This window comes from Streptomyces sp. NPDC006140 (assembly GCF_040628815.1).
Classification (GTDB): domain Bacteria; phylum Actinomycetota; class Actinomycetes; order Streptomycetales; family Streptomycetaceae; genus Streptomyces.
The window spans coordinates 283,049-307,309 of record NZ_JBEXTS010000010.1; the positions used below are offsets into that span (position 1 = coordinate 283,049).

The 24,261-nt window shown below is 70.6% G+C and carries 30 protein-coding genes; 12 read left to right on the forward strand and 18 right to left on the reverse strand.

Features of this window, described 5'->3' with window-relative positions; all coding sequences use genetic code 11:
• Positions 1-37: 37 nt before the first annotated feature.
• The 3 genes from ABZ386_RS25930 to ABZ386_RS25940 all read right to left on the reverse strand — a co-directional run bounded on the left by ABZ386_RS25930 (position 38) and on the right by ABZ386_RS25940 (position 2,832).
• Complete coding sequence (locus ABZ386_RS25930) at positions 38-844, reverse strand: HAD family hydrolase (RefSeq protein WP_351338258.1); 807 nt, start codon at positions 842-844, stop codon at positions 38-40.
• A 71-nt stretch (positions 845-915) separates the two neighbouring features.
• Entirely contained in the window at positions 916-1,791 is an 876-nt protein-coding gene (locus tag ABZ386_RS25935; RefSeq protein ID WP_356500422.1) for a winged helix-turn-helix domain-containing protein, read from the reverse strand.
• Positions 1,792-1,977: 186 nt separating this feature from the next.
• The gene (locus tag ABZ386_RS25940) at positions 1,978-2,832 is read right to left on the reverse strand and encodes a winged helix-turn-helix domain-containing protein (RefSeq protein WP_358965994.1); all 855 of its coding nucleotides are present in this window, start codon (positions 2,830-2,832) and stop codon (positions 1,978-1,980) included.
• A gap of 195 nt (positions 2,833-3,027) precedes the next feature.
• Here ABZ386_RS25940 and ABZ386_RS25945 point away from each other — a divergent pair, with 195 nt between their 5' ends.
• Complete coding sequence (locus ABZ386_RS25945; RefSeq protein ID WP_358965997.1) at positions 3,028-3,216, forward strand: hypothetical protein; 189 nt, start codon at positions 3,028-3,030, stop codon at positions 3,214-3,216.
• An 11-nt stretch (positions 3,217-3,227) separates the two neighbouring features.
• On the opposite strand, the gene ABZ386_RS25950 is transcribed toward ABZ386_RS25945, so the two are convergent.
• Positions 3,228-4,118 (reverse strand): winged helix-turn-helix domain-containing protein, encoded by an 891-nt coding sequence (locus tag ABZ386_RS25950; RefSeq protein ID WP_358966000.1) that lies wholly within the window; start codon positions 4,116-4,118, stop codon positions 3,228-3,230.
• A gap of 164 nt (positions 4,119-4,282) precedes the next feature.
• On the opposite strand from ABZ386_RS25950, the gene ABZ386_RS25955 reads away from it, so the two are divergent.
• Positions 4,283-4,468: a hypothetical protein gene (locus tag ABZ386_RS25955; protein ID WP_351338245.1), complete on the forward strand. Its 186-nt coding sequence runs from the start codon at positions 4,283-4,285 to the stop codon at positions 4,466-4,468.
• Between the two features lie 166 nt (positions 4,469-4,634).
• Here the strand turns inward: ABZ386_RS25955 and ABZ386_RS25960 are convergent, their stop codons facing one another.
• Together ABZ386_RS25960 and ABZ386_RS25965 are read right to left on the reverse strand one after the other, a co-directional pair.
• On the reverse strand, positions 4,635-5,897 hold the full coding sequence (locus ABZ386_RS25960; RefSeq protein WP_358966003.1) for a GNAT family N-acetyltransferase: 1,263 nt from the start codon (positions 5,895-5,897) through the stop codon (positions 4,635-4,637).
• A 76-nt stretch (positions 5,898-5,973) separates the two neighbouring features.
• Positions 5,974-6,606: an aerial mycelium formation protein gene (locus ABZ386_RS25965; RefSeq protein ID WP_351338240.1), complete on the reverse strand. Its 633-nt coding sequence runs from the start codon at positions 6,604-6,606 to the stop codon at positions 5,974-5,976.
• 212 nt (positions 6,607-6,818) lie between these two features.
• Between ABZ386_RS25965 and dtd the strand changes: the two genes are divergently transcribed.
• On the forward strand, positions 6,819-7,244 hold the full coding sequence (dtd, locus tag ABZ386_RS25970; RefSeq protein WP_351338237.1) for a D-aminoacyl-tRNA deacylase: 426 nt from the start codon (positions 6,819-6,821) through the stop codon (positions 7,242-7,244).
• A 19-nt stretch (positions 7,245-7,263) separates the two neighbouring features.
• Here dtd and ABZ386_RS25975 read toward each other — a convergent pair whose 3' ends face one another.
• Genes ABZ386_RS25975 through ABZ386_RS25985 form a run of 3 tightly spaced genes read right to left on the reverse strand, consistent with a single transcriptional unit; the run spans position 7,264 to position 9,269 of the window.
• The gene (locus tag ABZ386_RS25975) at positions 7,264-8,229 is read right to left on the reverse strand and encodes a folate-binding protein (RefSeq protein ID WP_358966006.1); all 966 of its coding nucleotides are present in this window, start codon (positions 8,227-8,229) and stop codon (positions 7,264-7,266) included.
• Positions 8,230-8,239: 10 nt separating this feature from the next.
• Positions 8,240-8,677: a transcriptional repressor gene (locus tag ABZ386_RS25980; protein ID WP_114253855.1), complete on the reverse strand. Its 438-nt coding sequence runs from the start codon at positions 8,675-8,677 to the stop codon at positions 8,240-8,242.
• Positions 8,678-8,693: 16 nt separating this feature from the next.
• Positions 8,694-9,269, reverse strand: coding sequence for an FABP family protein (locus tag ABZ386_RS25985; RefSeq protein ID WP_351338231.1), 576 nt, complete (start codon positions 9,267-9,269; stop codon positions 8,694-8,696).
• 203 nt (positions 9,270-9,472) lie between these two features.
• Between ABZ386_RS25985 and ABZ386_RS25990 the strand changes: the two genes are divergently transcribed.
• Positions 9,473-9,835, forward strand: coding sequence for a DsrE family protein (locus ABZ386_RS25990; protein WP_358966009.1), 363 nt, complete (start codon positions 9,473-9,475; stop codon positions 9,833-9,835).
• On the opposite strand, the gene ABZ386_RS25995 is transcribed toward ABZ386_RS25990, so the two are convergent.
• The 9 genes from ABZ386_RS25995 to ABZ386_RS26035 form a co-directional block, all read right to left on the reverse strand.
• A complete protein-coding gene (locus ABZ386_RS25995) occupies positions 9,829-10,215 on the reverse strand; it encodes a VOC family protein (RefSeq protein WP_358966012.1) in 387 nt (128 codons plus the stop codon). The genes ABZ386_RS25990 and ABZ386_RS25995 overlap by 7 nt on opposite strands.
• 21 nt (positions 10,216-10,236) lie before the next feature.
• Positions 10,237-10,497, reverse strand: a complete 261-nt coding sequence (locus ABZ386_RS26000) for a DUF3099 domain-containing protein (RefSeq protein WP_114253859.1) — start codon at positions 10,495-10,497, stop codon at positions 10,237-10,239.
• A gap of 86 nt (positions 10,498-10,583) precedes the next feature.
• On the reverse strand, positions 10,584-10,871 hold the full coding sequence (locus ABZ386_RS26005) for a DUF1416 domain-containing protein (protein WP_031121416.1): 288 nt from the start codon (positions 10,869-10,871) through the stop codon (positions 10,584-10,586).
• Between the two features lie 41 nt (positions 10,872-10,912).
• Complete coding sequence (locus ABZ386_RS26010) at positions 10,913-11,758, reverse strand: sulfurtransferase (RefSeq protein WP_344539918.1); 846 nt, start codon at positions 11,756-11,758, stop codon at positions 10,913-10,915.
• 138 nt (positions 11,759-11,896) lie between these two features.
• Positions 11,897-11,977, reverse strand: coding sequence for a putative leader peptide (locus ABZ386_RS26015; RefSeq protein WP_350310325.1), 81 nt, complete (start codon positions 11,975-11,977; stop codon positions 11,897-11,899).
• A 203-nt stretch (positions 11,978-12,180) separates the two neighbouring features.
• Entirely contained in the window at positions 12,181-12,921 is a 741-nt protein-coding gene (locus ABZ386_RS26020) for a DUF2993 domain-containing protein (protein WP_351338223.1), read from the reverse strand.
• A gap of 122 nt (positions 12,922-13,043) precedes the next feature.
• A complete protein-coding gene (locus tag ABZ386_RS26025; RefSeq protein ID WP_358966015.1) occupies positions 13,044-14,126 on the reverse strand; it encodes a hypothetical protein in 1,083 nt (360 codons plus the stop codon).
• A gap of 2 nt (positions 14,127-14,128) precedes the next feature.
• A complete protein-coding gene (locus ABZ386_RS26030; protein WP_114253863.1) occupies positions 14,129-14,383 on the reverse strand; it encodes a MoaD/ThiS family protein in 255 nt (84 codons plus the stop codon).
• Positions 14,384-14,440: 57 nt separating this feature from the next.
• On the reverse strand, positions 14,441-15,292 hold the full coding sequence (locus tag ABZ386_RS26035) for an alpha/beta fold hydrolase (protein WP_351338217.1): 852 nt from the start codon (positions 15,290-15,292) through the stop codon (positions 14,441-14,443).
• 171 nt (positions 15,293-15,463) lie between these two features.
• Between ABZ386_RS26035 and ABZ386_RS26040 the strand changes: the two genes are divergently transcribed.
• From ABZ386_RS26040 to ABZ386_RS26075, 8 genes are all read left to right on the forward strand, one after another.
• A complete protein-coding gene (locus ABZ386_RS26040; protein WP_351338214.1) occupies positions 15,464-16,252 on the forward strand; it encodes a response regulator transcription factor in 789 nt (262 codons plus the stop codon).
• Positions 16,253-16,379: 127 nt separating this feature from the next.
• Entirely contained in the window at positions 16,380-17,402 is a 1,023-nt protein-coding gene (locus ABZ386_RS26045; RefSeq protein WP_351338211.1) for a LacI family DNA-binding transcriptional regulator, read from the forward strand.
• A gap of 109 nt (positions 17,403-17,511) precedes the next feature.
• Positions 17,512-18,513: a trypsin-like peptidase domain-containing protein gene (locus ABZ386_RS26050; protein WP_351338209.1), complete on the forward strand. Its 1,002-nt coding sequence runs from the start codon at positions 17,512-17,514 to the stop codon at positions 18,511-18,513.
• A 40-nt stretch (positions 18,514-18,553) separates the two neighbouring features.
• A complete protein-coding gene (locus ABZ386_RS26055; RefSeq protein ID WP_358966018.1) occupies positions 18,554-18,823 on the forward strand; it encodes a hypothetical protein in 270 nt (89 codons plus the stop codon).
• 84 nt (positions 18,824-18,907) lie between these two features.
• A complete protein-coding gene (locus ABZ386_RS26060) occupies positions 18,908-19,645 on the forward strand; it encodes a response regulator transcription factor (RefSeq protein WP_114253869.1) in 738 nt (245 codons plus the stop codon).
• The gene (locus ABZ386_RS26065; protein ID WP_114253870.1) at positions 19,642-21,111 is read left to right on the forward strand and encodes a HAMP domain-containing sensor histidine kinase; all 1,470 of its coding nucleotides are present in this window, start codon (positions 19,642-19,644) and stop codon (positions 21,109-21,111) included. Before ABZ386_RS26060 ends, ABZ386_RS26065 begins: the two co-directional genes overlap by 4 nt.
• Before the next feature lie 138 nt (positions 21,112-21,249).
• On the forward strand, positions 21,250-22,098 hold the full coding sequence (locus ABZ386_RS26070) for a hypothetical protein (protein WP_355712780.1): 849 nt from the start codon (positions 21,250-21,252) through the stop codon (positions 22,096-22,098).
• Between the two features lie 84 nt (positions 22,099-22,182).
• Positions 22,183-24,243, forward strand: coding sequence for a pectinesterase family protein (locus tag ABZ386_RS26075; RefSeq protein WP_358966022.1), 2,061 nt, complete (start codon positions 22,183-22,185; stop codon positions 24,241-24,243).
• Positions 24,244-24,261 lie beyond the last annotated feature (18 nt).

A 24,261-nucleotide genomic window follows, 5' to 3' on the forward strand; every position in this document is an offset into this window, starting at 1 on the left:
CAGCGAGCTTACGCAGCTCGGCGGGCAGCGTCCGCCGTCACCGGACGCGTGCGCCCCCCGCTGCCTCCCCGACGCCGCTCCGCCCCGTCTCAGGGAACAGCGGAGCGAACGATCCGACCACGACCTTCGCCCCCGCATCCCGCATCCGGGCCCGCTTGAGGGCGTTCCGGCCGTAGCCGATGAACCGGACGCCCGCCCGCTCAGCAGCCAGGAAGTCCATCGGCGCGTCCCCGATCATCACCGCGTCCTCCGCCGGGAGGCCCAGACTCCCGAGCGCCCGGTGGAGGACATCCGGGTGCGGTTTCATGAGGTCGGGGTCGGCGGTGCGGCCGTGGATGGCCTCGAAGCACCCGTGCAGCCCATGGGCGCGGAGGTAGTGGCCGGCCGCTTTGGGGGAGTTGTTGGTGACGACGGCCAGCCGGAGTCCGCCCGCGACCAGTCGCCGGATGAGCGCGTGCGCGTGCGGAGTGGGCCAGGCGGTCCGCGCCGCGGCCAGCTCCCCCTCGGTCACGCACACCTCGAGCCTGTCCACCAGTCCTTCGACGTCCGCGTCCCCCAAGTCCTCGTCCCACCGGGCCCGGTGCAGGGCGCGCAACACCGCGTGCGGGTTCTTGTCGGTCCGCTCCTGCGGCGTCAGTACGCCCGCGAGGCCGAAGGCGGACACCAGGTCCCGGAGCCTGTCGGCCAGGGCCCTCGACGATCCCTCCGGGAAGAGCCGGCAGACCGGGCCGTCGAAGTCGAACAGGACACAACGCGCTCCCGGGCCGTTCGCGTCGCCCCAGAGCAGTTCCTGCGCATCCCCGACTTCCTCGATGTCACTGTTGTCACCAAGACCAGCGTTCATGCCGCTCCCAACGTCGCGTTCACTGCACCGCCCCCGGAATTCGTACCCCTCGGTTCCGCTCCGGGGCGTCGTCACTCCTGTCCGAGCAGGTTCCAGCGCGACTCGAACCAGGCCTGCCGACTGGCAAACGGACTGGACTCGTGCGCCGTCACGCCCTCCTGACGGCGGGAGTAGTGGAGGGTCAGGCCCAGACCGAGGACGTCGAGCGCCGGGACGACGCTGCCGTCGTCGACCTTGATGTCCTTCTTGACCACCTCGTAGTAGCCGTACAGCATCTCGGCGTCGTTGAAGACGTACAGCTTGACCTCCGGGGTCGCGCGGATCTTGCGGATCTCCAGGGAGACGTCGACGATGTCGCTCAGGTCCTCCATCAGCTCCCGTATGTCCCGCTCGCGCTGCTGGGAGATCCTCACGAAGCGCTCCCAGACCCGGGAGTCGCCGGGGTCCTGGGCACGGGGGTACTCGAGCGGCACGTCCGTCGACGGCAGCAGCATGCGTACGGACACCCGGCGGGGGGTGATCTCCCCGGAGACGATGCGCCCGGCCTGCACCCTTATATGACCGCCCAGCGTCTCGGACGTCAGGTTGTAGACGTCCAGGGACACCTCCGGCTGCTCGAAGGCCGCGCGGATCACCCCGTCGAGCGACGGTGCCTGGAGTGTCCCGGTGCCGCTGGGCGGGCGCAGCACCTTGCTGCCGCTGCCCTGCCGGGTGGAGATCCACCTTTCCTTGGCCATATGGTCCAGGACCCTGCGCACCGTGTCCCGGGCGACTCCGTACTCGTCTGCGAGGTCCCGTTGGGGAGGCAGTAGGTCCCCCGGCTGGTAAGTCCCGTTCGTCAGCTGGTTCAGCAGAGCGTTGTACACCCGGTGGAACGCCCGGCCTCGGGTGCCTCCGGTGCCTCCGGTGTCGGTGTCTCCGGTGTCTGTATCACGTGAGCTGACCACACACCGAACCTACCTCCATCACTCCACCAACACACCACTTGCGGCCAAGCAGACCACCAATTGGGCCAGTTGTTAGTCGATCAGCCAGACAGGGAAAAGCCAATACAAGTCAACCAGTCCAATTGGACGACCTGGGGGGAGGTGGTCGGGGTAATGGTCGGCGACGGGCCGCTTGAGCGGCCGCGGTCAGGACAGGGTCAGGTCGGTCGTGATGGTCTCCCACAGGGCGTCGAACCACTTCTGGGATTCGTCAACGAACGCCGCGTCCCGTTGGTCCGCCCGCCGAGTGAAGGAGAAGAGGACGGACTGCGAGCCGAGGACGTCGTACATGTCCAGGGTCTGGCTGCCCCACTCCTCCGCGCGCCTGGTCAGCATGTAGTAGCCGATCAGCGCCTCCTCCCCGTTGAGGAGGTACAGCTTCACGGGCGGGGTGAAGGGCAGCGCCCGGAACATCACACTGACGTCGATGCCGTGCGTGGAGCGCAGGGCCAGCAGGTTGTGCTGGAGCACCTGCCCGTGCGCGTTGCGCATCGCCAGCCAGCGCTGGTGGACCGGGTTGTCATCGCCGTGCGCCTCCACGGGTACGGGGAAGGCCAGTTCGATGTCCCGGGACGGCACGAGGATGCGGACGTCGATCGACTCGGGGCGGATCCGGCCCTCGTGGATCATCCGGAGCGGCTCGCCGAGGGCGACCATCAGCGTCTCCGCGGTGTGGCAGACGACGTCGACGCGGACCTGCGGGACCGAGAACGCCTGCGTCAGGCGCGGCGCCAGCCCCACCATCGTCGGCTGGGGCTCCTCCCGGGCCGGAGCGGGAGCGGCGATCCGCGGCGGGCTGCCCTTGCTGACGTTGGTGAGGAGCCCGTCCTCCTGGAGTGCCCGCAGGGCCTGGCGGACGGCGCCGCGTTCGACACCGAACTCCTCCGCGAGTTCGGCCTGGGTGGGCAGGCGCTCCCCGGACCTGAGCCGGCCCGCACGGATGCGTTCCCGCAAGGTGTCGGCGATCTCCTGGGGCGAGAGCCTCCTGCTGTGCACTGCCACGCCGTCCTCCGTCACGACCGATCGGTACGACTCCACCCCACTCGGAGGGAGTTCGCGGAAAGTTGTTTAACGATATCGGCCAAGTAGGAACTACTTAGCCATAGTTGGCAACCAACTCGTCCAAGTTGGCATCGATCTTCGGCCGCTCATCGCCGAAGGGAGGACGCGCCCTCCCCACCCTAAGGAGACACCGCCGTGTCCGTGAAAGCTCTCGTGCTCGGCACCGCAGCCGCCACTCTCGAACAATTGTTCCAGTGGAAGTATGGCGTGGTCGGCATCGTCGCGCTTCTGCTGCTGGTGATCGGGATCAAGGCCCGCAACCACACGTGCAGCAGCATCGGCGCGGTGGCGCTCGCCCTCATGGTCTCGAAGCCGGCGCTGTGATCCGGCGGCCGTCAGACCGTCAGGGGCAGATCAGTGCTGATGGTGTCCCAGAGCGACTCGAACCACAGACACGACTGGTCGACGAACGCCGTGTCCCGGAGTCCGGCGTCCCGCTGGAAGCCGAACAGCTTCGACTGCGTGCCCTCGACGCCGTACATCTCCATGTTCTCCTGGTCGATCTGCTGCTTGCGGCGCTTCGGCGCGTAGTAGGCGAACAGCGCCTCAGTCCCGTTGAAGAGGTACAGCTTCACGGGCGGCGTGAAGGGCAGCGCGCGGAAGCTGACCTTCACGTCGATCTGGTGAGTCCTGCGCAGGTTCAGCAGGTTGTACTTCAGTACCTGCGCCTGGGACTGCTTCATGGACCGCGTGTGTCTCTGGAGCCGGTCCGCAGCGCCGGGGGTCACGGGCGCCGGGAAGGCGAGGTCGATGTCACTGCTGGGCAGCAGGACCCGTACGTCCACCTTGGCCGGTTTCAGCTCCCCCGCGTGGATCTTCCGCAAGGGCTCGCTCATGGCGAGGGTGAGCGACGTCGACATCAGGCACACAGCGCTGATCTCGACGTGCCGGGCCTCGAAAGCGGCCGTCACCCTCGGCGCGAGCGCCACCAGCGCACCGGCGGGCGGGGCCGCCGGGCCGGCCGGGGCGCCGCGCAAGTCGGCGACCGTGGCCGGGCTTCCCTTGGACACGTTCGTGAGCAGATGCTCGGACTGCAGGATGCGCAGCGCCTGCCGTACGACGCCGCGCTCGACACCGAACTCGTCGGCGAGCTGCGCCTGCGTGGGCATGCGCTGACCCGGCTGCAGTTCGCCGGACCCGATCCGTTCGCGCAGTACGTCCGCCACTTCCCGGTGCGACGGCCGTGCTGTCTTCCGCCCGTTGAGGGCCGCGCTGTCCGAGGTCACTCTGGAACATTACAACTTTGCGCCATCTTCGTGGAGTTACTCAACAGGTGGTTACCAGACACTTCCAAGAAGACCCAACCACGGATAAGTTGGCTGCCAACTTGGTCAAAATGGTTGCGCTTTCCGATGGTTGGCTGATCCAACGTCCCGGAAGGATGGACTCCATGCCGCTCTTCGCCCTCGTCATCGCCGTCCTGGCCATCGGATTCGAGCAACTCGTCCAGTCGACGTTCGGGGCGATGGGCATCGTCGCCTTCGTTGCGCTGTCCATCGGCATCAAGGCCAAGAACACCCTGCTTAGCGGCGTCGGAGCGGTGATCCTCGTCATGCTGCTCACCTCGTCCGGCTGACACCCCAGGATCCGCTGGCCGGGCTCCCCTCCGGAGGGGAGCCGGGAGCCCGGTCAGTCAGGCACAACCGAACAACAACAGAACAGGCGTAAGCCACCGCACAACAACCACAACCGAACAACTCGCTACGGATGCGGGTCCCTGTCCACCGGCAGAAGGGAGCGGCTCAGAACAGGTCCGGGCACCACGGCCGCCTGGACGTACGCAGCAGGGCGTCGGCCTCCCGGGCGGCGCCCGCTCGTTCTTCCCGCACCCGCCCGGCCGCCGCGAGCCGCACCGCCGACTCGTCCCCGAGCCACAGCGCCCCCAGATCGCCCAGGCCCAGCACCAGTTCGGCGCTCTGACGGGTCGGCGTACAGGACGCCCCCTCGGCACCGGCCTGGAGCCGGTAGCGCCCACCGGTCAGCCCGTCCACCCCGGCGACCTCCAGCACCAGCGTCCCCTCCCCCTCGTACGTCCGCGCCTCCAGGGCCCGTTCGACGTCGAGGATCCGCACCCACAGCCAGTCCGCGAGCGTGGTGATCGCGGCCGCCCGCGGGTCGGGCAGGAGCAGCGGGAGCAGATCGTCGGGCGCCCGTGAGCCGCTCTTGACGCGCACGACCCAGTCGATGGAGCAGAGGTACTGCCACAGGGCGCGCTCCGCGGCCGGGGTGACGGCGGTCAGCCACCGCACGGTCGCCGTGTTCAACGGCTGCTTGCCGTCACCCCAGTTGTCGTCCACGTCGTAGGCGGCCATGCCCTCGACCTCGCCGGACGCCGAGCGGTACACGGCGAAGAAGGGGTCCTTCCAGGACGGGTCGACCCGTACGGCGCCGGTGTTCCACTTCCACCACAGCTCGTCGCGGTCGATGGCGCCGGGCTGCCGGCGGCACAGCCGCGCGTGCAGGCCGGGACCGAGCCTGCGGACGTCCTCGCCCTCCACGAGATCGATCCGCCCGCCGTCCGCCGGGCCCGCCCAGCGGGCGTCGAGGCCGGCGCGGGGCACGTCGATCGTCCACTCGGCCGTCCAGGTCGCCGGCCCGAAGCCGTAGCGGCCGTAGATCGGGTACTCGGCGGCGATCAGCGTCGCGACGACGTCCCCGCGGTCCTTCGCGGCGGCCAGGTCCCGCGCCATCATGCTGCTGAGCAGGCCGCGACGGCGGTGGGTGGGGTGGACGGTGACGCCCGAGACGGCGTCGGCCCGGACCGTCGCCCCGCCCACGGCCGTCAGCTCCTGGTCGAAGGAACGGAAGGTCGCCACGCACCGGCCGCCGTCGAAGGCACCGAGGTAACGGCCCGCCACGAACCGCTCGCGGCGCCCCTCGATCTCCTCCTCGGACAGCACGGGCACCCGCAGGAAGCCGGTGTTCACGGCCCTCAGCCAGTCGGTGAACTCGGCTTCGGTGACGGGACGTACGTCGATGCCGTCGGCACGGGAAGCAGGGGCCATGGCCTCACGCTAAGGGGAGGGCCGGTCGGTGTCGCGTCAATATCCGACCGGCCCTCCCCGACGCCCCCAGGGGCGCTCACACCAGCAGGTCGTCGACCTGCGCCTCCCCTTCGCGGTAGCGGCGGGCGATCTCCGCGCTGCACTCGTCGGCCGTGCGCTGGAGCCGCTGGCGGCGCCGGGAGACCTGCTGCTCGTAGCGCACGAGCCGCCCGATCCCGGTGTTCAGTTCCAGGTCCGTGCGCGCGCCCAGGTCGGACAGCTCGACCTCGCCGAGCATCTCGGCGGCCAGCCGCCGGTACTCCTCGCCCTGGGGCGTGCCCAGGGTCACGTGCCGGGCGGAGGAGCGGTGGCGGGCGGGGGCGTCGCGCAGGATCTCCGCGAGCCGCTCGATGACGGACGCCTCGGCGGGCGCGGCGAGGGCGGTCTCCCCCTCCGGGCTGCGCCGCGCCAGTTCCGCGCGGAGGATGTCGATCCGCCCCTGCAGCAGCCGCCGTACGTAGCTGAGGTCGGCCTCGTCGCGCTGGGCCTCGCGGCGCAGCGCGCGCAGCTCGGGCAGGCTCAGTGCGGCCAGGTGGTGTTCGGGAGTGTCCGAGGGCAGCCGCGGGCTGTCCGTGCGCTGTGTGGGGGGCCGGTGGTACTCCGGCGCCCCGATCCCCGTGTACGTCGACCAGACAGCCCCCGGCTGCTGCCCGGTGCTTGGTGTGCTCATGTGCCTCGACCGTCCCCTCGACCGGTGTGTGCAAGCATCGTGCCACCCCAAGTGGCCGCTATGGGAACGAGTGCCCCCGATAGACCCCAGATGGGCGGTTAAGCAGCAAAATACGGTCCAGCGCAGGCAGTTGGCGCCCGGCGCAAACCACCCTTTCGGGCCATGCGCACACCGCGCGCGGCCCTGACGTCACCTCCCGGCATGATGGACACATGCGAGCTGTGGTGCAGAGGGTGGACGGCGCGAGCGTCGTCGTGGACGGCGAGACGGTGGGGTCGATCGAGGGCGAGGGGCTGTGCGTCCTCGTCGGCGTGACCCACGAGGACACCAAGGAGAAGGCGGCCCAGCTGGCCCGCAAGCTGTGGTCGATCCGCATGCTGCACGACGAGAAGTCCTGCAGCGACATCGACGCCCCGCTCCTGGTGATCAGCCAGTTCACCCTCTACGGAGACGCCCGCAAGGGCCGCCGCCCCACCTGGAACGCCGCCGCCCCCGGCGATGTCGCGGAGCCCCTGGTCGACGAGGTGGTCGCCCAGCTGCGCTCCCTGGGCGCGACGGTCGCCACGGGCCGTTTCGGGGCGGCGATGCGTGTATCACTGACGAACGACGGCCCGTTCACCGTGCTGATCGAGATCTGACCCGAAAGAATGACAAGCTCTACGGCTCGACGACGACTTCCTGGGCGGCCGCCGTGTCCCCGGCCACCAGGGGCGCGTCCACGGGCACGTTCCGTTTCACCAGGGCGAGGGCGACCGGGCCCAGTTCGTGGTGGCGCACGGAGGTCGTGATGAAACCGATCTTCCGGCCGTCGGGGCCGTCCGCCGCGAGCCGCAGCTCGGTCCCGGCCACCGGCAGGTGCACCTCGCTGCCGTCCAGGTGCAGGAAGACCAGGCGGCGCGGCGGCTTGCCCAGGTTCTGCACCCGGGCGACCGTCTCCTGGCCCCGGTAGCAGCCCTTCTGCAGGTGCACCGCCGAGCCGATCCAGCCCAGCTCGTGCGGGATGGTGCGGTGGTCGGTCTCGAAGCCGAGCCGGGGCCGGTGCTGCTCCACGCGCAGCGCCTCGTAGGCGAGGATCCCGGCGGGCGGCCCGGCCTGCACGGCGAACGCCTCCAGGTCGGCGCGGGGCAGGAACAGGTCCCGGCCGTGCGGCGTCTCCCGTACGACGGCGTCCTCGGGGACCTCGGCGATGGAGCCGGCCGGGAGGTGGACGACCGCGATGTCGGCGGTGCGGTCGGCGACCTCGACCCGGTAGAAGAACTTCATCGACTCCAGGTAGGCGATCAGCGCCTCCTGGGTGCCCGGCTCGACGTGGGCCCAGACCGTCGCGCCGTCGTCGACGAGGTACAGCGCGTGCTCGATGTGGCCGTTCGCGGAGAGGATCAGCGCCTCGGTGGCCCGGCCCGGGGGCAGCTCGCTGACGTGCTGGGTGAGCAGCAGGTGCAGCCAGGCGAGCCGGTCCTCGCCGGTGACGGTGACGACCCCGCGGTGCGAGAGGTCCACGAAGCCGGTGCCGTCGGCGAGGGCGCGCTGCTCGCGGAACAGGTCGCCGTAGTGGGCGGCGACGCCTTCGTCCACGCCCTCGGCGGGGACGGCGCCGGGCAGGGTCAGCAGGGGGCTCTTCATATCCGTAAGCCTACGACTCGGTAGTTGAAGCCTTGAGCGTGCACTCCTGGCAGCGGCCGAAGATCGCGAAGTGCTTCAGGTCGGTGTCGAACCCGAACTCGGCGCGCAGCTTCGCCGTGAACTCGGCGGCCACGGAGACGTCCGCCTCGATGACGCCCTCGCAGTCCCGGCACACCAGGTGGATGTGGTGGTGCCGGTCCGCGAGGTGGTACGTCGGCGCCCCGTGCCCCAGGTGCGCGTGGCTGACCAGCCCGAGTTCCTCCAGCAGCTCCAGGGTCCGGTACACCGTGGAAATGTTGACCCCCGACGCCGTCTTCCTCACTTCCACGAGGATGTCGTCGGGGGTCGCGTGTTCCAGGGTGTCCACGGCTTCGAGCACGAGTTGCCGCTGCGGGGTCAGCCGGTAGCCGCGCTGCCGCAGATCGCTCTTCCAGTCGGTGCTCACCACACGGACGAGTCTAGAACTACTTGAAGAAAGCGATGCCGTCGTCCGGCAGGTCGTCGGGCAGGGCCTTGGCCCAGCGCTCGACCTCCTCCGGGGTGACGGCCTTCTTCAGGTGGGCCGACATGTAGGGGCGCAGCTCGACCTCGGGGGTCTGCTTCTCGCCGACCCACATCAGGTCGCTGTTGACGTAGCCGTACAGCCGCTTGCCGCCGCTGTAGGGCTGGGAGGCCGCCGTGCGGGCCACCGCGTCGGTCACGAGGTCGATCTGCGGCTTCTTGTCGGCCAGCTCGCCGTACCAGATCTCGATGACGCCGTCGTCGCGGGTCATCGTCACCTCGACCTTGCGGTCGGCGTCGATCCGCCAGAAGCCGTGCTCGGACTCCAGCGGGCGGACCTTGTTGCCGTCCTTGTCCAGGACCCACGTGTGGGACCGGTACTCCAGGAAGTCCCGGCCGTCGTGGGTGAAGGCGACCTCCTGCCCGAAGTTGCACTTCTCGGAGCCGGGGAAGTCGTGCACACCGGCCCCCGCCCAGTTGCCGAGCAGGAAGGCGAGCGGGACGAGGTCCTTGTGGAGGTCGGACGGGATCTCGATCATCAGAACTTCCTAGAGGTGGGTCAGCGCTGGCCCTGGTACAGCTTCTTCACGGTCAGTCCGGCGAACGCGAGGACGCCGACGGCGACCAGGACCAACAGGATTTCGAAGAAAAGCTCCACGGGGTGCTCCTTGAGCGGGGTGCGGATGTGTGCACAGGGCCGGCCCCAGCTTACGCGGGCCCTTTCGGCACTACGATTCCGGCTATGGCGAAGAAGCTGGTGATCAAGGTGACGGCCGGGGCGGACGCCCCCGAGCGGTGCTCCCAGGCGTTCACGGTGGCGGCGGTGGCGGTGGCCAGCGGCGTCGACGTCTCCCTGTGGCTGACCGGTGAGTCCGCCTGGTTCGCCCTGCCCGGCCGCGCCGCCGAGTTCGAGCTGCCGCACGCGGCGCCCCTGCCCGACCTGCTGGAGTCGATCCTGGCGGCCGGCCGCGTCACCCTGTGCACGCAGTGCGCGGCCCGGCGCGCGATCACGGAGAAGGACGTCATCGAGGGCGTCCGCATCGCGGGCGCGCAGGTCTTCGTCCAGGAGGCGCTGGGGGACGAGACGCAGGCGCTCGTCTACTGAGGCTCCTGAGCGCTCTGCGTGTGGAGGCAGAAGGGGTGACCCGCCGGGTCCAGGAGCACCCGGACGTCGTCCTGCGGCTGGTACTCGGCGAGCCGTGCGCCCTCGGCCAGGGCCCGCGCGGTCTCGCCTTCCAGGTCGTCGACCTCGATGTCGAGGTGGATCATCATCTGCTGCCGGTCCTGCGTGCTCGGCCAGGCGGGCGGCCGGTAGAGGGGCTCGGTCTGGAAGGACAGGCCGGTCCCCCCGTCCGGCGGCCGGATGTGCACCCAGTCCTGCCAGTCCTCCCCGCGCCACACCCGCCACCCGGGCAGCAGCCGCAGATAGAAGGCGGCCAGCTCACGGGCGTTCGGGGCGTCCAGTGTCGCCGCCGTCAGGCGCACGGTTCCTCCCCCTCGTCGACGTCAGTACCGGCGCTTCTTGCCGTCCAGCTCGTCCCACCACTCGTCGGACTGCGGATCCCCGGACGGGTCGTCCCACCAGCGGTCCTCGGGCCCGCGCCGGTTCGCGACCATGGCCGCCACGGGCGGGATGACCATGGCGACGACGCACATCCCCACGGCCACGGGGACGGACCACAGCCGCACGACGCCCCAGGCGAGGACGAAGAGGCCGATGCACAGGCCCATCATCGCGAAGTACGTGTGCCGTCGCCGTGCGTACATACGTCCAGCGTAGGTCCGGGCAGGCCGAAGGGCCGCACCCCAGGCGTCCAACCCGAGGGGTGCGGCCCTTCAAGAACCGGTCGCCGTCAGACGGCGATCGCGACCTCCGCCAGGCCGCCCTTCTGGGCGACGACCGTGCGGTCGGCGGTGGCGCCGGGCACGAGGGCACGGACGGTCCAGGTGCCCTCGGCCGCGTAGAAGCGGAACTGTCCGGTCGCCGAGGTCGGCACCTCGGCCGTGAACTCGCCGGTCGAGTCCAGCAGACGGACGTAGCCCACCACGGGCTCGCCGTCCTTGGTCACCTGACCCTGGATCGTGGTCTCACCGGGCTTGATCGTCGAGGCGTCGGGGCCGCCGGCCTTCGCACCACACATGTCGTACTCCTGAAGGGTTGGGAGAGGTCGGTCGGGGTTGCTTACTTGTTGGCGCCGAGCTCGATCGGCACGCCGACGAGGGAGCCGTACTCGGTCCAGGAGCCGTCGTAGTTCTTGACGTTCTGGACGCCGAGCAGCTCGTGCAGGACGAACCAGGTCAGCGCGGAGCGCTCACCGATGCGGCAGTAGGCGATGGTGTCCTTCGCCAGGTCGACGCTCTCCTCCTCGTAGAGGGCCTTCAGCTCCTCGTCCGACTTGAAGGTGCCGTCGTCGTTGGCGTTCTTCGACCACGGGATGTTGCGGGCGCTCGGCACGTGGCCGGGGCGCTGCGACTGCTCCTGCGGCAGGTGGGCCGGGGCGAGGAGCTTGCCGGAGAACTCGTCGGGCGAGCGCACGTCGACCAGGTTCTGCGAACCGATGGCGGCGACGACGTCGTCCCGGAAGGCGCGGATGGAGGTGTCCTGGGCCTTGGCCTTGTAGTCCGTCTTCGGACGCTCCGGCACCTCGTCGCCGGCGACCAGCTCCCGGGCGTCCAGCTCCCACTTCTTGCGGCCGCCGTCGAGGAGCTTGACGTTCTCGTGGCCGTACAGCTTGAAGTACCAGTACGCGTACGAGGCGAACCAGTTGTTGTTGCCGCCGTAGAGGACCACGGTGTGGTCGTTGGCGATGCCCTTCTCCGACAGGAGCTTCTCGAAGCCCTCCTGGTCGACGAAGTCACGGCGGACCGGGTCCTGGAGGTCCTTGGTCCAGTCGATGCGGATCGCGTTCTTGATGTGGTTCTTCTCGTAGGCGGACGTGTCCTCGTCCACCTCGACGATGGCGATGGTCGGGTCGTCCAGGTGCTCCTGGAGCCAGTCGGCGTCGACCAGGACGTCGCTGCGGCTCATGCTCTTTCTCCTCCGGGGCAGTTGCGGCGGGGCGTGCGAGATCTGCGGGGCGCGCGCCCATGACGAGGGCGGCGCACGGGTGCCCTTGATGCAGGGCGGCGGGGATGCGCGCGCCGGCTCACGGGCCGACGCGGTCGCTCAGAAGGTGCGACAGAGCATGGCGGCGACGCGGCACAGGTCTACTGCCCGCCGCTTCGTGAGGTCCGCCTGTCGCTTCATGCCGTCGATCGTAGGGACGGCAGGGCGGGCGTGTCACCGGTGTGTCGCATATTGAGACGACATGGTCCGGGATATGGGATCAGTGGGCCGTCGGGGCGCTCGCCGCGGGCCCCGCGGCCTCCTGTATCCGCCGTCACATCTGCGCTGCGGACGCTGCCGTCTCGCCCACCGGACGGCGTTGGTCGGGTCCGCCGTGCCCGTACCTACCCGGCGAGCCGGACGTCGGAACCCTTCACCGTGATCTCGACGCCGTTCGGGGCCGCCTGGACCGTGTCCAGCTTGATACCGCCGGGCAGGCCGTCGATCTTCTGCTGGAAGTCGGTGATCGCCCGGACGCGGTTCTCGGCGAGGTCGACACCGGCGAACTCGGGCAGGCCGTCGGCCTTCACCCGCACGGTGTCGCCGTCGACCACCGTCACGGTGCTGAGCACGGAGACCGGCTCGGGCAGCTTGGTGCCGAGCACGGTGGCCTCGACCGTGACCTTGATCTTGCCGTTGCCGCCGTCGGAGAGGCCGACGACGTGGGCGGTGACGCCCGGGGCGACCTGGGTGGGCTCGGACTTCGCCGTCTTCAGCAGCTCGTCGTAGGAGATGGTCGCCGTGCCGGTGGCGCTGGTGGCGGTGGCGGAGCTGTAGTCGCCGGAGAACTCGACGCCCTTCATGTCGGCCCGGAGGTCGTCGATACGGATCCGCTGGGCGCCGTTGCCCGCGGCGGCCTCGTAGTTCTTGATGCCGACCTCGATGTCGTCCAGGGAGCCGCCGACCACCTGGGTGAGGAACGGGAAGCCCTTGATGCTGACGTCCGGGGTCGCCGCGAGGTTCTCCGTCGTCTTCAGCCGGTCGGCGGCCTCACCCTCGGCGAAGTTCACGGCGAGCCGGTCGGCGATGACGAAGAGGCCCCCCAGGATCACGACGAAGATCAGCAGTATTCGCAGTGCGCGCATGCGGTGTTTCCCCCACCTAGGCGGTTGTGACGGCGATCCCGACGACCGGGCGGCCGTCCCAGCGTGAGGGTAACTCCGTGTGGTGTGAGGGCCATGGGTTTGTCGATCAGCTGTGACAGCCGCTACGCCAGAGCCCGCCCCAGCACGTACACCACCGGCGCCGCGGCGGACAGCGGCAGGGCCACGCCCGCCGTGAAGTGGACGAAGCGGGACGGGTAGTCGTAGCTCGCGACCCGGTGGCCGATCAGGGCGCAGGCGGCCGCGCCCGCGCCGAGCAGCGCGCCCGACGGGCCCAGGCCCGTCAGCGAACCGGCCGCGACACCGCCGCCCGCCGCCGCGAGCAGCGCCACCACCACCGACGCCGCCGTCGGCAACGGCAACGCCCGCGCCAGGACGGCGACCGCCACGGCCACCGCACCCACCGTCACGGCGTCCGCGTCGGCCGCGAGGTACCCGCCCGCCACGATCGCCAGCGCCGCTGCCGCGACCGTCGCCATCAGGCCGTACATCCGCTCGTCCGGGTCCGCGTGCGAGCGCAGCTGCAGGACCAGCGCGAGCAGCACCCACACGCCCAGCGTCCCCAGGATCGCCGCCGGCGAGCGCCCCGACGCCAGCAGCGCGGCGTCCGCGGCCAGCGCCCCGGCGAAGCCGAGCGCGATGCCCTGCCGCGCCGGCCACATCCCGTTCAGCCGGAACCAGCCCGCCGCGGTGACGGCCTGGAGGACGACGAGCGGCACCAGCAGCGCGTACGTCCCGACCGCCGCCGCACCGGCGAGCAGCAGCCCCAGCAGCGCGGTCAGCGCGGCCGGCCGCATCCCGGGCTCGATGATCGGCGACCGGCCCTCCGCCCGCGCCCGCTGGGCGTCCGTGACGCGCGTGTTCCCGCCGACGGTGGCGGGACCGTACTCGGCAGCGCCACCGGAGGCCTCGACCGCCTCAGCGGGCGCCGGAGCCGGTGCCGGGGCCGCGTACCCCTGCGGCGGCAGATACGCCGTGTCGGCGGCCGCCGGCGCGGACACCGGCTGGTGCGTCTGCGTCTCCCACGTCTGCCCCTGCCACTGCTGCGTGTACTGCTGGGCGGCGTGCGGATCCTCGTACCCGGGATAGCCCTGCTGCCCCTGCTGGTACCCCTGCCCGGGCCACGCCTGCTGCTGCTGCCCGTAGGGGTCGTAGCCGTCGTAACCGTCGTACGGCTGGTTGGTCATCGTCACCCTCCTGCGAACGGCGGGAGCACCTCGACCGTGCCGCCGTCGGCCAGCCGTACCGTCTCATGGGCGCGGGTGCCCACGGGGTCACCGTCCACGAGGAACGAGCAGCGCCGCAGGACGCGCTCCAGTTCGCCCGGGTGTCGCTCGCGCACCCCGGTGAGCGCCTCGGCGAGCGTGGCCGCCTCGTACGGCTCCTCGGCCACCCCGGCCGCGGCCTTGGCGGCGGCCCAGTAGCGCACCGTGACCTTTGGCATCTGCTTCCTCAATCGCACCGTCACAACGGACTCACCCGACGGGTGAACCCCGTCAGGCTAGCCCGCCCGGCCGACGACCCACTCCCCGATGCGGGTCAGCAGCTCGTCGCTCGCCGCGTGCTCGGCGTGCCCCATGCCGGGCTCCAGCCACAGTTCGCCCTGGTCACCGGCGGCCGCGGCCAGCATGCGGGGATGGTCGACGGGAAAGTAGCCGTCGGCGTCGCCGTGCACGATCAGCAGCGGGGTCGGGGCGATCCGCGGCACGGCCTGCACCGGGGACAGCGGCACCGGGTCCCAGTCCCGGTGGTGGATGCGCGTACGGAAGCCGTAGCGCCCCACCACGCGCCCCGCGGGCCGCGTCACCAGCCAGTGCAGCCGCCGCATGGGCGCGGTGCCCCGGTAGTACCACCGGGCCGGCGCGCTCACCGACACCACCGCGTCGGTCTGCCGCGGGTGCAGCGCCGCGTGCCGCAGGACCACCGAGCCGCCCATGGAGAACCCGACCGTGCCCACGCGCGCGTGCCCCAGCTCCCGCGCCCAGCGCACCGCCGCCGCCAGGTCGAGCACCTCCCGGTCCCCGACCGTGGAGCGCCCGCCGGACGCCCCGTGCCCCCGGAAGGAGAACGTGACGACGGCCCCGTGCCGGGTGAAGGCCTGGGCCACCCGCCGCACGTGCGGCCGGTCGACGGCCCCGGTGAAGCCGTGCGCGACGACGAACACCGGGTGAGCGGAAGGCGTCCGGGAGCCGTCGTATACGGCGGCACCCGGGTCGTATACGGCGTCGATCGACACACCGTCCGAGGTGCGCAGAAACCGCCGCGTGAACCTCCGCACAGACGCTCCACGGGTCGTCTCGGAGTGCGGACGATCGGTGGAACGTGCCACATGACCTGCCGGACCAGAGCTCATGTGGGCTATTCTGCTGGGCAGAGGACTCGGGCAGCGTAGCCCCCGGGTCCTTTTGTGCTTTCGGAAGCGTTGTATACGACGCGGGAAACCGCAGGTGTACGGGCCTTCGGGATCGCAGAGCAGTGCTGTGCCAACAAACGTCCTCGCAGGGACCGAGGAGGAACCAGACGTATGAGTTCTCTGCTGCTCCTGACCAACGCCCTCCAGCCGTCGACGGAGGTGCTCCCCGCCCTCGGCCTGCTCCTGCACAACGTGCGGGTGGCCCCCGCGGAAGGCCCCGCGCTCGTCGACACCCCCGGTGCCGACGTCATCCTCGTCGACGGCCGGCGCGACCTGCCCCAGGTGCGCAGCCTGTGCCAGCTGCTGCGCTCCACCGGGCCGGGCTGCCCGCTGATCCTGGTCGTCACCGAGGGCGGTCTCGCCGCCGTCACCGCGGACTGGGGCATCGACGACGTCCTGCTCGACACCGCCGGCCCCGCGGAGGTCGAGGCGCGCCTGCGCCTGGCCATGGGCCGGCAGCAGATCGTCAGCGACGACTCCCCGATGGAGATCCGTAACGGCGACCTGTCGGTCGACGAGGCGACGTACTCCGCCAAGCTCAAGGGCCGCGTCCTCGACCTCACCTTCAAGGAGTTCGAACTCCTGAAGTACCTCGCGCAGCACCCCGGCCGCGTCTTCACGCGCGCCCAGCTGCTGCAGGAGGTCTGGGGCTACGACTACTTCGGCGGTACGCGCACGGTCGACGTGCACGTACGGCGGCTGCGGGCCAAGCTCGGCCCCGAGCACGAGTCGCTCATCGGCACCGTCCGGAACGTCGGTTATCGATTCGTTACGCCGGAGAAGCCGGAGAAGATGGAGCGCGCCGCCGAGGAGGCGAAGGCCAAGGCCACCAAGGCAAAGCCGGACAACAAGGACGAGTCGGCCGAGCTGGACGCCGCCGAGGTCCGCGCCGAGGCGTGACAGGCGTATCCCGGCGCCGGCCTGGGCATCGCTCTTCACGCGGAGCGCACCGGACGGCAGTCGGGATATCGTACGGAACCTCCTTTACGCCCTGCCCAGAGCCGGTATATCCGCGTAGACTCCGCGCGTGGCCAAGGTGACTCGGGATGATGTGGCGCGGCTGGCAGGGACTTCCACTGCCGTGGTCAGTTATGTCATCAACAACGGACCCCGGCCGGTCGCCCCGGCCACGCGCGAGCGTGTCCTCGCCGCGATCAAGGAACTGGGGTACCGGCCCGACCGGGTGGCCCAGGCGATGGCCTCCCGGCGCACGGACCTCATAGGCCTGATCATCCCGGACGCCCGCCAGCCCTTCTTCGGGGAGATGGCGCACGCGGTCGAGCAGGCGGCCTCCGAGCGCGGAAAGATGGTCCTCGTCGGCAACACGGACTACGTGGGCGAGCGCGAGGTCCACTACCTGCGGGCCTTCCTGGGCATGCGGGTCTCCGGGCTCATCCTGGTCAGTCACGCGCTCAACGACCTGGCCGCCGCCGAGATCGAGGCCTGGGACGCCCGGGTCGTGCTGATGCACGAACGCCCCGAGGCCATCGACGACGTCGCCGTCGTCACGGACGACCTCGGGGGCGCCCAGCTCGCCGTACAGCACCTCCTGGAGCACGGCTACCCGTACGTGGCCTGTATGGGCGGCATAGCGGAGACCCCGGCGGTCGGCGACCCGGTCTCCGACCACGTCGAGGGCTGGCGCCGCGCGATGGACGAGGCCGGGATCTCCACGGAGGGCCGCCTCTTCGAGGCCCTCTACAACCGCTACGACGCCTACCAGGCCGCCCTGAAGATCCTCTCCGGGCCCGACCGCCCGCCGGCCATCTTCTGCTCCACCGACGACCAGGCGATCGGCCTGCTGCGGGCGGCGCGCGAGCTGCGCATCGACGTCCCCGGCGAGCTGGCGGTGGCCGGCTTCGACGACATCAAGGAGGCGGCGCTGGCCGACCCGCCCCTGACGACGGTCGCCTCCGACCGCTCGGCGATGGCCCGGGCCGCGGTGGACCTCGTCCTGGACGACGGGCTGCGGGTCGCGGGAGCCCGGCGGGAGCGGCTGAAGGTGTTCCCCTCGCGGCTGGTGGTCCGCCAGTCCTGCGGCTGCGCGTAGCCCTCACAAGCCCCCGCCGGGGCGTCTTTATATCGGGCATACGAGGTTCTGTCGGGCTTCTCAGCAAGCACTCAGGAAGCTCTCATGGTCGGGCGACAAGCTCGTTGTCATGACCGAGAGCTTCCACCGCAGTGGCGAGTACGAGAACCCTTACGAGGGTCAGCAGCAGGCCCCGGTGAACCCCGAGTGGCCGCCCCCGCCGGCGTACGCCCCGGCGCATGCTCCGCATCAGAAGAAGCGCAACCGCGGCCCCGTCGCCCTGATCGCCGCCGTGGCGATCGTCGCGGCGGCGATCGGCGGCGGCACCGCCTACGGCATCCAGGAGCTGGCCGGCAACGACACCGTCGCCTCCAGCTCGACCAGCACCACCGTGGTGCCGTCCAGCCAGAAGGGCACGGTCGCCGGGGTCGCGAAGGCGGTCAGCCCCAGCATCGTCGAGATCAACGCCGACTCCAACGCCGGGTCCTCCACCGGCTCCGGCGTGATCATCACGAGCGGCGGCGAGGTCATCACCAACAACCACGTCATAGCCGGTGCCTCGCGGATCAAGGTGACGACCAGCGACGGCACGTCCTACTCCGCGAAGGTCGTCGGCACCGACAGCAAGAAGGACCTGGCGCTGATCAAGCTGGAGAACGCCTCCGGCCTGAAGGCGGCCACGCTCGGCGACTCCGCCGGCCTCCAGGTCGGCGACCAGGTCGTGGCGATCGGCTCCCCCGAGGGGCTGTCCGGCACCGTGACCAGCGGCATCATCTCGGCGCTCGACCGTGACGTCACCGTCCCGACCGAACAGGACCAGGGGCAGCAGCAGTTCCAGCAGGGCGACGGCTGGCCGTTCGAGTTCGGCGGGCGGCAGTTCAACGGCGACACCGGCAACGACACGACGACGTACAAGGCGCTCCAGACCGACGCGTCCCTCAACCCGGGCAACTCCGGCGGCGCGCTGATCGACATGAACGGCAACATCATCGGGATCAACTCCGCGATGTACTCGCCGGCGGGCAGCGCCTCCTCGTCCTCCGACGCGGGCAGCGTCGGCCTGGGCTTCGCCATCCCGATCAACACCGTGAAGGCCGACCTCGCCAAGCTGCGGGCCGGATCGACCGACTGAGTCCCACCGGGCCGAGTCCCACGCACCGAGGAGTACGGCGATGATCGAACAGGTCGCGCACACGGAGTCCGGCACCGACCCGGCGCAGGTCGCGCTGGCCCTGGCGGTGGCGCACGCACTGCACGCCCCGGCGCCCCGGGCGCCCGAGGTGGCACCGGCCGCGGCCCGGCCCGCACGCGGCGCCGCCGCGCCGGCCGGCGAGCGTGCCGCCGCACGGGCCGCCGAGGGATCCGCCGCACGGACCCCCGTGCCGGCCGGCAAGCGGGCCGGCGGGCGGCGGGCCGCGCGGCGTCGCAGCGTACGGGGCTGACAGTCCTCCCGGCCCCGCCCGCGGTCGTGCGAGGCTGAGAGCGTCAGACCGCCCCTCCCCCTTCACACCCGAGGAACCCGACCCATGAGCCCCGCAGACGGCGACCGTGACCCGCAGCGCATCCTGATCGTCGACGACGAGCCGGCGGTACGCGAAGCACTCCAGCGCAGCCTCGCCTTCGAGGGGTACGGCACGGAGGTCGCCGTGGACGGCGCGGACGCCCTGGAGAAGGCCGCGGCCTACCGCCCCGACCTGCTCGTGCTCGACATCCAGATGCCCCGCATGGACGGCCTGACGGCAGCCCGCCGCATCCGCGCCACCGGCGACACGACCCCGATCCTGATGCTCACCGCCCGCGACACCGTCGGCGACCGCGTCACCGGCCTCGACGCGGGCGCCGACGACTACCTGGTCAAGCCGTTCGAACTCGACGAGCTGTTCGCCCGCATCCGCGCGCTGCTGCGCCGCAGCTCCTACGCGGCGGCCGTGGGCGCGGGCAGCCCCGGCGACGACGACGCCCTCACCTTCGCCGACCTGCGCATGGACCTCACCACGCGCGAGGTCACCCGGGGCGGCCGCCAGGTGGAGCTGACCCGCACGGAGTTCACGCTCCTGGAGATGTTCATGGCCCACCCGCGCCAGGTCCTCACGCGGGAGCAGATCCTCAAGGCGGTCTGGGGCTTCGACTTCGAACCGTCGTCGAACTCCCTGGACGTGTACGTCATGTACCTGCGCCGCAAGACCGAGGCGGGCGGGGAGCCGCGCCTCGTCCACACCGTGCGCGGCGTCGGCTACGTGCTGCGGCAGGGCGGCGCCGAGTGAACCGGCTCGTGCGCCGCTTCCGCTCGCTGCCGATCCGGTCGCGTCTGGCGCTGCTGGTGGCGGCGGCGGTGGCGTTCGCCGTGGCGGCGGTGTCGGTGACCTGCTGGTTCATCGTGCAGGGGAAGCTGTACGACGAGATCGACAACGACCTGAGGTCGTCGGTCGGGTCGGTGCGCACGGACGAGTTCCAGGGCCTCGCGGCCGGTTGCCGGCAGACGCCGTCCGACGCGGTGGGCGTGGGGTCACGGCCCAAGAGTTACGGGCAGCTCGTCCGCGACGACGGCAAGGTGTGCCTCTTCCCCAGTTCCACGGCCCAGGTGCAGGTCAGCGGCGTCGACAAGAGCGTGGCCAAGGACCCCGACCCGAGCCAGGTGCACTTCCGCGACGGCACCGACACCCACGGCAACAAGCTGCGCGTGCTGACCACGGCGCTCGTCATCAAGGACGGGCCCGTGACGCAGGGGGTGGCCGCGGACTACTCCCTCGTCATCGCCCTGCCGCTGAAGGGCACCCAGTCCACGCTCAACGAACTGGCCCTGATCCTGCTGCTCGTGTCGGGCGTGGGGGTGCTGGGCGCGGGAGCCGCCGGACTGGCCGTGGCCCGGGCCGGGTTGCGTCCCGTCGACAAACTGACGGAGGCGGTCGAGCACGTGGCCCGCACGGAGGACCTGGACGTGCGCATCCCCGTGGAGGAGGACAGCGAGGACGAGATCGCCCGCCTCTCCCACTCCTTCAACTCCATGACCTCGGCCCTGGCCAGCTCCCGCGACCTCCAGCAGCAGCTCATCGCGGACGCCGGCCACGAACTGCGCACCCCGCTCACCTCGCTGCGCACCAACATCGAACTGCTCTCCCGCAGCGAGGAGACGGGCCGCCCCCTGCCCGAGGCCGACCGCAAGGCGCTGCTCGCGTCGGTGAAGGCGCAGATGACGGAACTGGCCGCGCTCATCGGCGACCTCCAGGAACTCTCCCGCCCGGACACGAGCCAGCACGCGGGCCGGACCCAGATCGTCGCCTGGCACGACACGGTCGAGTCGGCGCTGCGGCGGGCCCGGCTGCGCGGCCCGGAGCTGACGATCACGGCGGACGTCGAGCCCTGGTTCGTCCGCGCGGAGCCCGCCGCGCTGGAACGGGCGGTGGTGAACATCCTGGACAACGCGGTGAAGTTCAGCCCCGAGGGCGGCACGATCGAGGTGCGCCTCACCGACGGCACCCTCACGGTCCGTGACCACGGCCCGGGCATCCCCGCCGACGAACTCCCCCACGTCTTCGACCGCTTCTGGCGCTCCCCCAGCGCACGGGCCCTGCCGGGCTCCGGCCTGGGCCTGTCGATCGTGGCGCGGACGGTGCAGCAGTCGGGCGGCGAGGTCTCGCTGTCCCCGGCGGAGGAGGGCGGCACGGTGGCGACGGTACGCCTCCCCGGGGCACCTACGCCCCCGCCGGAGGACCCTCCCCCCTCACCCTGATCCCGGGAACCGTCGGGGCCGCGCTGCCCGTTCGAAGCTGTCAATGTCCTGTCATACCCGCCAGTAGCGCAAACTCCCGCTCCTGCTCTGACATCTTCATCACCGTCACAGAACCGCAAGCAGGAGTGAGCCCCCCACATGCGTCTCACACGCACGTCAACTCTCAAGAAATGCGGCGCAGTTGCCGCCTCCACCGCCCTCGCCATATCCGGTCTGCTGGCCGGCGCGGGGACCGCCACGGCCGGGCCCGCCGGGGCCACCGACATCCGGGGCGTCGACCCGGGTGACACCGACCGGATGATCGAGCGGCTCTGCAGCCAGGAGACCAGCCTGACCGGTGTCTACGGCGCCCTGAACGTCGACACCGGTGAGTTCAAGACCCGCGACGAGTACCTGCGGGACGTCTTCGGGCTGTGGAAGCCCGCCGGGCCGTGGGAGTTGTTCCGCGGCTGGTGCGGGTACGCCGAGGCGTCCACCTGGTCGATCAAGGGCGACACCGTCCGCACGTCCCGGTGGATCGGCAACAAGGGGTCCGCCGACGACAAGGAGACCTTCGTCAGCAGCTACAGCACCAAGACGTTCGCGAAGAAGAGCGTCGGCGGCAGCATCAGCCTCTCCCTCGCCAAGAGCATCTTCTCCGGCACCGTCGGCGGCAGCGCCGGGTACGAGTGGGGCTGGGAGAAGGAGTCCCGGTTCGAGACCCGCAGTGAGAAGACCATTCCGCCGTGCCGGCAGGTCGCCGTGACCTGGACGCCGTACCAGCGCGTGGTGCGCGTCAACCCCGTCTTCCACGTCGAGGACTACGAGTGGAACAAGGGCGACGGCGACCGGACCGTGCACAGCTGGCGTGACCGGGGCTACCGGACGATCTACTCGTACGGCTACTACATCGACGGCATCTCCGACAAGCTCCTCCCCAACGGCCAGCCCGACGGCCGTGAGGACAAGATCGAGGAGAAGCTCGACCCCAAGTCCTGCACCACGTAAGGCGTTCGGACAGGGCGGCAACCTTTTCGTGCGGGGCGGCGACCCCATCGCGGATCATCCCCCCGCACGGAATGGATTCGCCGCATGAGTGAGCCGCGCAGCACCCCCAGGCACCGCAGAAGCCGCACAGCCCTGGCGGTCGGGGTCCCCCTGGCCCTGACCGCCGCCGGCACCCTGGCCTACGGCACCGACCTCGGTGTCCTCGGCCTCACCGCGCAGCAGGCCTCCGCCGCCGCCCCCTCCTGGGCCGCCGACACCGCCGACGGGTTCGCCTCCGTCAACTCCCTCGGGCAGAACGGGACGTACGGCGGGCGCGGCGGTCAGGTCGTCACCGTGAAGACGCAGGCCGAGCTGGAGAAGTACGCCACCGCGACCCAGCCGTACGTGATCGTCGTCGCCGGGGCCATCCACATGAACCCGGTCGGCAAAGAGATCAAGGTGCAGTCCGACAAGACCATCGTCGGGGCCGGGACCTCCGGGCACATCGTCGGCGGCGGGTTCTTCCTCGGCCGGGGCGTGCACAACGTGATCATCCGGAACCTGACCATCCGGGACGCGTACCAGGGCGTCTGGAACGACAAGGACCACGACTTCGACGCGATCCAGATGGACGGCGCCCATCACGTGTGGATCGACCACAACGACCTGCGGCACATGGCCGACGGGCTCATCGACGTCCGCAAGGACAGCACGAACGTCACCGTCTCCTGGAACAAGCTGAGCGACAACAACAAGACCTTCGGCATCGGCTGGACCGAGAACGTCAAGACGGACATCACGATCCACCACAACTGGATCCGCGAGACCGAGCAGCGCAACCCGTCCACCGACAACGCCGCCCACGCGCACCTCTACAACAACTGGCTGGAGGACGCCCCGGGCACCGCCATCAAGTCGGCGTACGGGAACTACTCGCGCGGCGGCACGAAGATGGTGCTGGAGAACTCCCTCTTCCAGGGCGTGAACAACCCCGTCATCAAGGACAGCGGCGCCGCCGTCGTGCAGCGCGGGAACTCCTTCTCCGGGACCAGCGGGCGCAACGAGAGCGGCGGGACCGCCTTCGATCCGAAGGCCTACTACCCGTACACCCTCGACAAGGCCGCCGACCTGCCGTCGATCCTCAAGTCCGGTGCCGGGCCCCGCGCGTCCATCGGCAAGACCGCCGCCGCCTCCCCCAAGGCCGCCGCCGCGACCACCCTCACCGTCGCCAAGGACGGCAGCGGGCAGTACACGACCGTGCAGGCCGCCGTGAACGCCGTACCGGCGAACAACCCCTCGCGTGTCGTGATCGCCGTGAAGCCGGGGACGTACCGGGAACTGGTGAAGGTGCCGGCCAACAAGCCGCACGTCACCATCCAGGGCACCGGCGGCAGCCGCAAGGACACGACGATCGTCTACAACAACGCGTCCGGCACGCCGAAGCCCGGCGGCGGCACGTACGGCACGAGCGGCAGCGCCACGGTCGCCGTCGAGGCCGACGACTTCCAGGCGCGGAACCTGACCATCTCCAACGACTTCGACGAGAAGGCCAACCAGCACCTCAAGGACCACCAGGCCGTGGCGCTGCGGACCGCCGCCGACAAGGTGTTCCTGGACGGGATCATCGTCAGCGGCGACCAGGACACGCTGCTCCTCGACACCGCGGCCAAGGACCGGCTGGGCCGGGTCTACGTCAGCAACTCCTACATCGTCGGCAACGTCGACTTCATCTTCGGGCGGGCCACGGCCGTCGTCGACAGGTCCGTCATCACGCTGAAGAAGCGCTGGAACGGCGACTCGGCCGGTTACGTCACCGCGCCGAGCACGGCCGCCAACCGCAAGGGCATCCTGATCGCCAACTCCACGGTGAACGGGGACGTCTCGGCCGGGAGCTTCCACCTCGGCCGGCCCTGGCACGCGGGCGGGGACGCCTCCCTCGACCCGCAGACCACCGTCCGCAACACGAACCTGAGCAACGCGATCAAGTCGGCCCCGTGGACCGACATGAGCGGCTTCTCGTGGAAGGACGACCGGTTCGCCGAGTACAAGAACAGCGGTGCGGGCGCCGGTCCGGCGAGTTCGAACCGGCCGCACCTGAGCGATGCGCAGGCCGCGAACCAGGAGATCGCGGACTGGCTCGCGGGCTGGACGCCCTCGGCGTCCTGACGGCTCCCTTCCGGGTCC